The sequence below is a fragment of the Streptomyces sp. NRRL F-5630 genome (assembly GCF_000719475.1).
Taxonomy (GTDB): domain Bacteria; phylum Actinomycetota; class Actinomycetes; order Streptomycetales; family Streptomycetaceae; genus Streptomyces.
This window is the reverse complement of record NZ_JOGO01000020.1, coordinates 108925-118870: the sequence shown is the minus strand read 5'-3', so window position 1 is coordinate 118870 and position 9946 is coordinate 108925. Positions and strand designations below refer to the sequence as shown.

The window sequence follows — 9946 nt, the reverse complement described above, 5'->3', positions numbered from 1 at the left end:
CCGCAACTTCACAGGCCCATGAGCCTTGCGGACCTTCCGGACCTCGAAGTCCATCGCATCCCCTGAACTGGGGTGTTGCGACAACCACTAGAACGCAAGCGAGGCGACGGGGCTTCGGAACGCGGAAGGTTGGCTCAGACGCCGAACTCGCCGCGCTTCACGCCGGAGACGAACCCGGTGAAGGCGGACGTGTGGAGGGCGAGGGAGGGGCCGCCGGGGTTCTTGGAATCACGGACCGGAACGATGCCGTGGGCGGGGACGAGGTTGGTGGCGACCTCGACGCAGGTGCCGCCATTGTCGCTGTACGAGGACTTGAACCAGCGGGGCGCGTTACTCACGGGTGTTCCCTTTCAGCCTGTTCGATCAAGGCCACAGTCTCCGCCTGGGAAAGCGATACGGCCTGTGCCTGATGGTAGGCGGTCATGAGCGTGGCGACAGACGTGATTTCGCGATCAAGGTGCCCCTGCGTCTGCGACTCGACATAGGAGACGATGCCGCGATCGGGAAGGGTGAGCAAATTGGTCGGCAGGTTGAGCGGGCGACGCTCGCCTATGGCGAAGGGGGCGATCTGGAGGACGGTGTTGGGGAGGGCCGCGAAGTCGGCCAAGTGGCGCAACTGAGCTTTCATAACTTCCGAGCCGCCGATAGATCGCCGGACGCAGCTCTCGTCCAGCACCGCGAAGACCATCGGAGGGCTCTCACGCCGTACGGCCTGCTGGCGTTCGGCGAGGGCGCGGAGACGCTGCTCCGCCAGTTCCGCTGTGATGGCACCGCGCTGAACTGCGGCCTCCGTGAGAGCGCGCGCGTACTCCGAGGTCTGGAGAAGCCCAGGGATGACACCGTTCTCGAAGACCCGGACCTCCACCGCCCTCGCTTCGAGCTTCAGGTACTCGGGGAACCCCTCCAGCAGCGCCCCGAACGTGATGTTCCGCCACTCGCGCTCGAACGACCGCTCGGTGTTCGTGAGCCCCAGTGCGGTGTCAAGCGCCACCGAGAAATTGAGTGTTGGTTTCTTCGCGGCGATTTCCACGCCGGACATGTGCGACTCGGCGTACCCCACTCGCTGTGCCACGTCCTTCTGTCGCAGCCCCAACTCCTGCCGTACCTTGCGCAAACGCGCTCCGTAGGCCGCGTAAGGCCCCGCGTCCGGGTTCAACTTCTTGATGTTCAAGGGGCGTTCCCCTCCGCCTTCCACCCGTTGGCACAACGTTGAGTAGTTCTCCACGCTAGGCCACCGTGTACCTCCCCGGTAGCCAAACCGACACGGAGAGGAACCGTCATGCCCCTGCGTCTCGTCCCCGATCGCCCGTCCGAGTCCCCCGAATCCGGCCTTCCCTGCCGCCTCTGCGACCGCCTCCGTGCGGAGGAGCGGGCGGCCACCGTCGCCGGTGACCACTCCCGCGCCGTCGATTGCCGCGTCCTCATCGCGCGGCACCCGCACGGGTTCACACGGCGGTGAGGCGCGCAGGCCGGGGGTCGCGCGAGAGAAGAGGCGGGCCGCTCAAGGCCCGTACCGGCACACGGGTGTTGGCCGCCTGTGGCCCGCGCCGCCGGGACCTTCCGTGCGACCGCCGCGCGGGGGCGCCCCGCAGGGCTCCCGACGCCGGTCCCGTCGCCCCGCCCCCGTACATCCGTGCCCCTGGTGAACCCCCGGGTCCCGCGTCAACGCGCGGCGGGACGGGTGGTTCCTCCGCGGTGCCGTGCCCCGGAAGCCCTTTCCGGCGTTTGACTCACATCCCCCACGGGTGCGCTACAGCCAGAGACAGAGGTGCCGCCATGTTCCCACCGCCGGTCCGCCGCCGCGCCGAGAGCGCGTACCCGTACGAGCGCCCGGAGGTCGAGCGGTCGTGGTGACAAGCGAGCGGGGCAGTGCGGAACGGGACGCGAGGCTGCGGCTCGGGCGGCGGATGAGCGCGACGGGGGTCCTCGCGCCGGACTGGTGCGCCGCGTACGAGGAGGTGCCGCGCGCGGCCTTCCTGCCACCCCTCATGTGGCCGTGGGACGCCGAACAGCGCGCGCACGTCCCGGTGTCGCGCAGCAGGGACCCTGCCACGTGGTACGCGTACGCGGACAGCGATGCGCCGATCGTCACCCAGTGGGATGACGGCGAGCACACGGGGCTGACGCCGGGGCGCCTCGCGACCTCGACGGCGCTCGGGCCCTCCGTCGTCTTCGGGCTGCTCGCCGACCTCCGCGTCGGCGAGGGCGTCGGACGGGTCCTGGAGGTCGGTACGGGCACGGGGTGGACAACCGCGCTGCTCGCGCACCGGCTCGGTGTGCCCGCCGTGACGAGCTTCGAGATCGACGAGTCCGTGGCCGCGCTCGCCCGCCAACGGCTCCGCCGCTTCGGGCTCAGCCCGGAGGTGCGCGTCGGCGACGGCCTCTCGGGGTACGCCACGCGGGCCCCGTACGACAGGATCGTGTCCTGTTGCGGGCTGCGCGAGGTCCCGTACGCGTGGATCGAGCAGAGCGCGCCCGGGGCGCTGATCGTGCTGCCGTGGGGGACGCACTTCTGCTCGGCCGACGTGCTCGTGGCGCTGCGGGTCGGCCGGGACGGGCGCTCGGCGAAGGGGCGTTTCCTGCGGCCCGTCGAGTGCACGCGGGCGCGCGGTCAGCGCTGGCGCGGGGGCGCGCGGGCCGAGTACCTGCGCGAGACGGGCGCCAAGGCGCAGCGCTCGTCGGCGTGGATCGGCACGGACATCCTGGACTCGGACCTGCTCGGCAGCGCGCGGTTCGCGCTCGGCCTGCGCGTGCCGCGCTGCGCGACGGCCGTCGCGCCGACGGTGCAGCGCGACGGCGGCCGGCCCGTGTGGTTCCACGACACGGGCGGCACGGGCTCCTGGGCGTGCCTCGTGCTGCGGCCCGACGCGGAGTCGACCGTGCTCCAGTACGGGGAGCGGAAGTTGTGGCACGAGGTGGAGGCCGCCTACCGGTGGTGGCATGCGGCCGGGCGGCCGGGCTACGGGGAGTTCGGGCTCACCGTGGACGCGGAAGGCGCGCGCGCCTGGCTGGGGGACGAGGAACAGAGCTGGGAAGTGGGCTGAGCGCCTTCCCCGCCCGTCCGGCGCGGGCCCGCCGCCCGCTGTGGCCAGCGCGCCGGGCCCAGCCGCCGCCGTGCGCCCGGCCCGCCGGGCGGACACGACCTGGGCGCCGACTAGGCACCGACTAGGCGCCGAGCTGGTCCGCCAGGTGGGTCAGGTCCTCGGCCACGAAGTCGAAGCGGTCTCCCGGCGCCGGTGCCTCGCGCTCCTCGCGGTGCACGTACGCCGTGCGCATCCCGAGGCTCTGCGCGCCGCGCAGGTCCCAGGCGTGCGCCGCGACCATCAGGACCCGCTCCGGCGGACGTCCCGCCGCCGCGAGCGCCAGTTCGTAGGCGGGCGGGTCCGGCTTGAAGGTGCGCGCCTCCTCCGCGGAGAGCGCCAGGTGCCAGCGCAGCCCCGCCCGTACCGTGATGCCGAGCAGTTCCGCGCGGCTCGCGTTCGACAGCGCGATGAGCGGGAAGCGGCGGGCGAGCCGGTCGAGCCCCGCGACGCTGTCGGGGAAGGGGCCGAGCGCGTGCGCCGCGTGCGCGAGCGCCGCCACCGCCGCCGCGTCGTCGTCGAGCCCGGCCGCCGCCGCGACCACTCCCGCCGTCTCCATGTCGAGCGCGTCGGCCGGAAGGTAGGGCCGCTGCCCGGCCATCATCCGGCGCTGCTCGGTGTCCGTGTGCTCCTGCCACAGCGCGAACAGCCGCTCCGCCTCCGCCGTGTCGGCCGTCAGCTCGCCGATGCCGGTGCGGATTCCCGCCACGTCGTCCACGAGCGTGCCGAGAACGTCGAAGACGAGGGCGTCGATGTCCTGAACCGCGTCGATGTCGTGATCAGCCATGGCGTCGAGTGTTCCCGGCTTCGGGCCCTTCATCCCGCGCCGCGCCGGTTCACACCCCCCGGACGGGGCCTTCCGTGCGCGCCGGGGGCTCCACGTCCGCGGGCTCCGCCGCCCGCGAGGCCGCGCCCGCCGGGTCCCGCAGCGCCTCCGCCTCGCGCACCGCGGCGCGCAGCCGCTCCGCCGTGCGGCGGTTGGCGCGCGCGGTGCGCAGCGCGTCCCACGTGAGCACCACCAGCGCGACCCACACGAGGGCGAAGCCCGCCCAGCGCGCGGCGGGCATCTCCTCGTGGAAGTAGAGGATGCCCAGGCCGAACTGGAAGACGGGGGCCAGGTACTGGAGCAGGCCGAGCGTCGAGAGCGGCACGCGGATCGCCGCCGCGCCGAAGAAGACGAGCGGTACGGCCGTGACGATCCCGGTCGCGGCGAGCAGCACCGCGTGGCCCGCGCCCTCGCTCGTGAACGTCGCCCCGCCCCGCGCGCCGAGCCAGATCAGGAAGCCGAGCGCGGGCAGGAACTGGAGCGCGGTCTCGGCGGCGAGCGACTCGATCCCGCCCAGGTCCACCTTCTTCTTCGCCAGCCCGTACGCGCCGAAGGAGAAGGCGAGCACGAGCGAGATCCACGGCGGCTTGCCGTAGCCGATCGCGAGGACCAGCACCGCGGCCACGCCCGTCGCGACGGCGGCCCACTGCACAGGGCGCAGCCGTTCCCCGAGGAGCAGCACGCCGAGCGCGATGCTCACGAGCGGGTTGATGAAGTAGCCGAGCGACGCCTCCACGACGTGGCCCGCGTTGACCGCCCAGATGTAGACGCCCCAGTTGACCGTGATGACGGCCGCGGCGATCGCGACGAGCCCGAGGCGGCGCGGGTCGCGCAGCAACGCGCCCGCCCACGCCCAGCGGCGTACGCAGAGCAGCAGGATCGCGACGACGCCGAGCGACCACACCATGCGGTGCGCCAGGATCTCGCCCGCCTCGGCCGGCTTGAGCACCGGCCAGAAGAGCGGGACCAGGCCCCAGATGCCGTAGGCGCCGAACCCGTAGAAGAGCCCGGCGCGCGAGGTGCCCTCCGCGGCCGGAGTGGTGTCCTGTGGTGCGGCCATCGCGCTCCCCCGTTCCGTCCCGGGCCGGCGCTCAGCCGCCGCCCCCGTCGGAAGGTAACGGGAGCGGCGCGGCTTGTCATTCCCGTATCGCCCTACGGTCATGACGGGACGGCCCGCGCCCCGGGGGACACGGGCCGTCCGGCCCGGTGAGGGGGCCGTCCGCCGCTAAGAGCGGGCCGTCCGGCGGGGGAGTGGGGGAGTCCGCCGGAGTGAGCGGGCCGTCCGGCGGCGGGGCCGGGGCCTCCGGCTCCCGCTCAGCCCTCCAGCTTCTTCAGTCCCGCCGCGATCGAGTCCGCGATCGGGGTGGTCCGGTGGCCGATGAGGCGGGAGAGGTCCTGGGTGGTGCCGGCGAGCAGACCGCGCTCGATGGCGTTCTCGACGTCGGTGAGGATCTCCGCCATCGGCTCGGGCACGCCCGCGCCCACCAGCACCTGCCGGTACTGCTCGGGGGCGACGTTCGTGTACACGACCGGCTTGCCCGACTGGCGCGCGAGCTCGGCCGCGAACTCGCTCTTCGTCCACGCGACGTCGCCGCTCAGCTCGTACGCCTTGTTCAGGTGCCCCTCGCCCGTGAGCACCGCGACGGCCGCCTCGGCGTAGTCCTCGCGGGGGGCGGGGGCGATCCGGCCCTCGCCCGAGCTGCCGAGCACGGCGCCGTGCGCGAGGTACGCCGGGATCTGCTCGATGTACATGGCGTCGTACCAGCCGTTGCGCAGGAAGGTGTACGGGACGCCCGCGTCGAGGATCGCCCGCTCGGTGATCTTGTGCTCCTCGGCGAGGGCGAAGTCGGCGTCCGGACCGCCGAGCACACCGGTGTACGCGAGCTGGGCGACGCCCGCCTCCTTCGCGGCCGCGACGACGGCGGTGTGCTGCGCGGCGCGCTTGCCGACCTCGCTGCCGGAGATGAAGAGCACACGGTCGCCCGCCTGGAAGGCGTCCTTCAGGGTCTCCGGCTTGTCGTAGTCGGCGACGCGCGGTTCGACGCCCTTCGCCGCGAACTCGGCGCCCTTCTGCTCGCTGCGGACGACGGCCGCGATCTCGCCCGCGGGGACCTTCTCCAGGAGGCCCGCGACGACGAGACGGCCGAGCTGCCCGGTGGCGCCGGTGACGACGATGCTCATGAGGTGTGCCTTTCGCGCTGCATGGGGTGGGGGTGCTGGGGGAGCCGCTTGGGCCCCGTGGCCAGCCTAGGATGCGCACTAACCGAAAGAAAGTACCCACTTCGGAGTAAGGTACTGGCATGACAGTGAGTACGGAGATGGCGGAGCTCCTCGGCGGGAGCGAGGGAATCGCGGAGGGGGCGCCCGACGTGTACCGGGCGATGTGCCCCTCGCGGGGAATCCTGGAGCACGTGACCTCGCGCTGGGCCGTGCTCGTGCTCGCGGCGCTGCTCACGCGGACGTACCGCTTCAGTGAGCTGCGGCGGACGGTGGGCGGCGTGAGCGAGAAGATGCTCGCGCAGACGCTCCAGACACTGGAGCGGGACGGCTTCGTGGTGCGCGAGGCGAAGGCGGTCGTGCCGCCGCACGTGGAGTACTGGCTCACGGAGCCGGGGAAAGAGGCGGCCCGCCAGGTCTACGAGCTGGCGCGGTGGAGCGAGAGGCAGGTGCGGGAGGTGGAGGAGGCCAGGCGCGCGTACGACCGCCGCAAGGCCGCCCGCGCCTGAGCCGTGCCGTACCGGGGACTCGTACCGGGGACTCCGCCCCGGGACCCCGCTCCGCACACGCGGGAGGGGCCGGATTTCCCGGCCCCTCCCGCGTGCGACGACGGATTCACCCGACGACGGTCCAGGTGTCCTTCCCCGCGAGCAGGGCGGACAGGTCGCCCTCGCCCTGCTCCGAGACGGCAGCGTCGAGCTGCTCCGCCATCAGCGTGTCGTAGACCGGCCGCTCGACGTCCCGGAAGATCCCGATCGGGGTCTGGTGCAGGGTCGTCGGATCGGCCAGGCGCGACAGCGCGTACGCCGTCGTGGCCGTCTCGCGGTGGGCGTCGTGGACCAGCACGTCCGCCTCGTTCTCGGGCGTCACGTCCACCACGCGCAGGTCGCCGGACTCGTGGTCCCGAACGACGCCCTTCGTGCCGAAGCGGATCGGCTGCCCGTGCTCCAGGCGGATCACCGCCTCGGCGGCCGTCTCCTTGTCCTTCAGGACCTCGAAGGCGCCGTCGTTGAAGATGTTGCAGTTCTGGTAGATCTCCACGAGCGCCGTGCCCGGGTGCTCCGCCGCCGCCTTCAGGACGCTCGTCAGGTGCTGGCGGTCGGAGTCGACCGTGCGCGCGACGAAGGTCGCCTCGGCGCCCAGGGCGAGCGAGACGGGGTTGAAGGGGTTGTCGAGCGAGCCCATCGGCGTGGACTTGGTGATCTTGCCGATCTCGGAGGTCGGCGAGTACTGGCCCTTGGTGAGCCCGTAGATCCGGTTGTTGAAGAGCAGGATCTTCAGGTTCACATTGCGGCGCAGCGCGTGGATGAGGTGGTTGCCGCCGATGGAGAGGGCGTCGCCGTCACCCGTGACGACCCACACGCTCAGGTCCTGCCGAGAGGAGGCGAGCCCGGTCGCGATGGCCGGGGCGCGGCCGTGGATCGAGTGCATCCCGTACGTGTTCATGTAGTACGGGAAGCGGCTGGAGCAGCCGATGCCCGACACGAAGACGATGTTCTCCTTCGCGAGCCCGAGCGAGGGCATGAAGCCCTGCACGGCCGCGAGCACCGCGTAGTCCCCGCAGCCGGGGCACCAGCGGACCTCCTGGTCCGACTTGAAGTCCTTCATGGACTGCTTCGCCTCGGCCTTGGGCACGAGCGAGAGCGAGACGGGGCCCGCCGGCGCCTGCGTGGTCTCAGTCATCGATGACCTCCTTGAGCGCCGTCGCGAGCTGTTCCGCCTTGAACGGCATTCCGTTGACCTGGTTGTAGGAGCGCGCGTCCACGAGGTACCTGGAGCGCAGGAGGGTCGCGAGCTGGCCGAGGTTCATCTCGGGGACGACGACCTTCTCGTACGACTTCAGGACCTCGCCGAGGTTGGCGGGGAAGGGGTTGAGGTGGCGCAGGTGCGCCTGCGCGATGCTCTCGCCCGCGACGCGCAGTCGCCGCACCGCCGCCGTGATCGGCCCGTACGTGGAGCCCCAGCCGAGCACGAGGGTGCGCGCCTCGTTCCCCGGGTCGTCCACCTCGACGTCCGGGACGCGCACGCCGTCGATCTTCGCCTGGCGGGTGCGCACCATGAGGTCGTGGTTGGCCGGGTCGTAGGAGATGTTGCCCGTGCCGTCCTGCTTCTCGATGCCGCCGATGCGGTGTTCGAGACCGGGCGTGCCCGGCACGGCCCACGGGCGCGCGAGCGTCTCCGGGTCGCGCTTGTAGGGCCAGAAGACCTCGGTGCCGTCGGCGAGTTCGTGGTTGAACGCCGTCGCGAACGGGGTCGTCAGATCGGGCAGTTCGTCCGCCTCGGGGATGCGCCAGGGCTCCGAGCCGTTGGCGAGGTAGCCGTCCGAGAGGAGGAAGACGGGTGTGCGGTACGTGAGCGCGATGCGCGCCGCGTCGATCGCCGCGTCGAAGCAGTCGGCGGGGGTGCGGGGCGCGACGATCGGCACCGGGGCCTCGCCGTTGCGCCCGTACATCGCCTGGAGCAGGTCGGCCTGCTCGGTCTTCGTGGGCAGGCCCGTGGACGGGCCGCCGCGCTGGATGTCGACGATGAGCAGCGGCAGTTCGAGCGAGACCGCGAGGCCGATCGTCTCCGACTTCAGCGCCACCCCCGGGCCCGACGTCGTCGTGACCGCGAGGCTGCCGCCGAAGGCCGCGCCGAGCGCGGCGCCGATGCCCGCGATCTCGTCCTCGGCCTGGAAGCTGCGCACGCCGAAGTTCTTGTGCTTGCTCAGCTCGTGCAGGATGTCGGAGGCCGGGGTGATCGGGTACGACCCCAGGTACAGCGGCAGCCCGGCCTGCCGCGAAGCCGCGATGAGCCCGTAGGCGAGCGCCAGGTTCCCCGAGATATTCCGGTACGTGCCGGTCGGGAAGGCGGTCGTGGCGGGGGCGACCTCGTAGGAGACCGCGAAGTCCTCCGTCGTCTCGCCGAAGTTCCAGCCCGCGCGGAAGGCCGTGAGGTTCGCCTCGGCGATCTCCGGGCGCTTCGCGAACTTGGCGCGCAGGAACTTCTCCGTGCCCTCGGTGGGCCGGTGGTACATCCAGCTCAGCAGGCCCAGCGCGAACATGTTCTTGCTGCGGCCCGCGTCCTTGCGCGACAGGTCGTAGTCCTTGAGCGCCTCGACCGTCAGCGTCGTGAGCGGCACCGGGTGGACGCTGTAGCCGTCGAGGGTGCCGTCGTCGAGCGGGGACGCGTCCCAGCCGACCTTCTGCATCGCGCGCTTCGTGAACTCGTCGGTGTTGACGATGATCTCCGCGCCGCGCGGCACGTCCGCCAGGTTCGCCTTGAGCGCCGCCGGGTTCATCGCGACGAGCACGTCCGGGGCGTCGCCCGGCGTGAGGATGTCGTGGTCGGCGAAGTGGAGCTGGAAGGACGAGACGCCGGGCAGCGTCCCGGCGGGGGCGCGGATCTCGGCGGGGAAGTTCGGCAGCGTCGAGAGGTCGTTGCCGAAGGAGGCGGTCTCCGAGGTGAAGCGGTCACCCGTGAGCTGCATCCCGTCCCCCGAGTCACCCGCGAAGCGGATGATCACGCGGTCCAGCTTGCGGACCTCCTTCGCGCCGGACTGCGCGGGTGCCTCCAAGCGGTCGGTGTCGGGCTCCGGGCCTTCGAGTACGTCCGTCACGGGGGCGGGGGCCTGCGGCGCGTCCGTGGGGCGCGGCTCGCCGACGACCGCGCCGTCGGACGGCCCGGCTGGGCTGCTGACCTGGCTGGTCACTGGAAGTGGACCTCCCGTCGAGGCGGTGGCGCTCCCGCCGGGTGCCGGCGGGGGCCTTGCGTGGCCGTTGCTGCTGTGCCTGTGTGCGTACCGGCAAACCGGCACTGTCCCTGCGGCACAGCCTACGTCGGT

At 72.1% G+C, this 9946-nt stretch carries 10 protein-coding genes; 3 read left to right on the top strand and 7 right to left on the bottom strand.

Going from position 1 to position 9946, the window contains the following annotated elements; all coding sequences use genetic code 11:
* Window positions 1–134 precede the first annotated feature (134 nt).
* Window positions 135–338 (bottom strand): DUF397 domain-containing protein, encoded by a 204-nt coding sequence (locus tag IF99_RS0112815; RefSeq protein ID WP_030996560.1) that lies wholly within the window; start codon window positions 336–338, stop codon window positions 135–137.
* On the bottom strand, window positions 335–1171 hold the full coding sequence (locus tag IF99_RS0112810) for a helix-turn-helix domain-containing protein (protein WP_030996559.1): 837 nt from the start codon (window positions 1169–1171) through the stop codon (window positions 335–337). The genes IF99_RS0112815 and IF99_RS0112810 overlap by 4 nt, the downstream gene beginning before the upstream one ends.
* Window positions 1172–1279: 108 nt before the next feature.
* Between IF99_RS0112810 and IF99_RS35595 the strand changes: the two genes are divergently transcribed.
* Both IF99_RS35595 and IF99_RS0112800 read left to right on the top strand, forming a co-directional pair.
* Window positions 1280–1459, top strand: a complete 180-nt coding sequence (locus IF99_RS35595; RefSeq protein ID WP_030996558.1) for a hypothetical protein — start codon at window positions 1280–1282, stop codon at window positions 1457–1459.
* Between the two features lie 388 nt (window positions 1460–1847).
* Complete coding sequence (locus IF99_RS0112800) at window positions 1848–3044, top strand: methyltransferase domain-containing protein (protein WP_037826832.1); 1197 nt, start codon at window positions 1848–1850, stop codon at window positions 3042–3044.
* A gap of 121 nt (window positions 3045–3165) precedes the next feature.
* Here IF99_RS0112800 and IF99_RS0112795 read toward each other — a convergent pair whose 3' ends face one another.
* From IF99_RS0112795 to IF99_RS0112785, 3 genes are all read right to left on the bottom strand, one after another.
* Window positions 3166–3900, bottom strand: a complete 735-nt coding sequence (locus IF99_RS0112795; RefSeq protein ID WP_030996556.1) for a haloacid dehalogenase type II — start codon at window positions 3898–3900, stop codon at window positions 3166–3168.
* Between the two features lie 16 nt (window positions 3901–3916).
* Window positions 3917–4966 carry an EamA family transporter RarD gene (gene rarD, locus IF99_RS0112790; RefSeq protein WP_037826830.1) on the bottom strand — a complete coding sequence of 350 codons (1050 nt, stop codon included), beginning with the start codon at window positions 4964–4966 and terminating at the stop codon, window positions 3917–3919.
* Window positions 4967–5220: 254 nt separating this feature from the next.
* Window positions 5221–6087, bottom strand: a complete 867-nt coding sequence (locus tag IF99_RS0112785) for an SDR family oxidoreductase (RefSeq protein WP_030996554.1) — start codon at window positions 6085–6087, stop codon at window positions 5221–5223.
* Between the two features lie 119 nt (window positions 6088–6206).
* On the opposite strand from IF99_RS0112785, the gene IF99_RS0112780 reads away from it, so the two are divergent.
* The gene (locus IF99_RS0112780) at window positions 6207–6632 is read left to right on the top strand and encodes a winged helix-turn-helix transcriptional regulator (RefSeq protein ID WP_030996553.1); all 426 of its coding nucleotides are present in this window, start codon (window positions 6207–6209) and stop codon (window positions 6630–6632) included.
* Between the two features lie 106 nt (window positions 6633–6738).
* On the opposite strand, the gene IF99_RS0112775 is transcribed toward IF99_RS0112780, so the two are convergent.
* Together IF99_RS0112775 and IF99_RS0112770 are read right to left on the bottom strand one after the other, a co-directional pair.
* Window positions 6739–7806 carry a 2-oxoacid:ferredoxin oxidoreductase subunit beta gene (locus IF99_RS0112775; RefSeq protein WP_030996552.1) on the bottom strand — a complete coding sequence of 356 codons (1068 nt, stop codon included), beginning with the start codon at window positions 7804–7806 and terminating at the stop codon, window positions 6739–6741.
* Window positions 7799–9814 (bottom strand): 2-oxoacid:acceptor oxidoreductase subunit alpha, encoded by a 2016-nt coding sequence (locus IF99_RS0112770; protein WP_030996551.1) that lies wholly within the window; start codon window positions 9812–9814, stop codon window positions 7799–7801. The genes IF99_RS0112775 and IF99_RS0112770 overlap by 8 nt, the downstream gene beginning before the upstream one ends.
* Window positions 9815–9946: the final 132 nt, after the last annotated feature.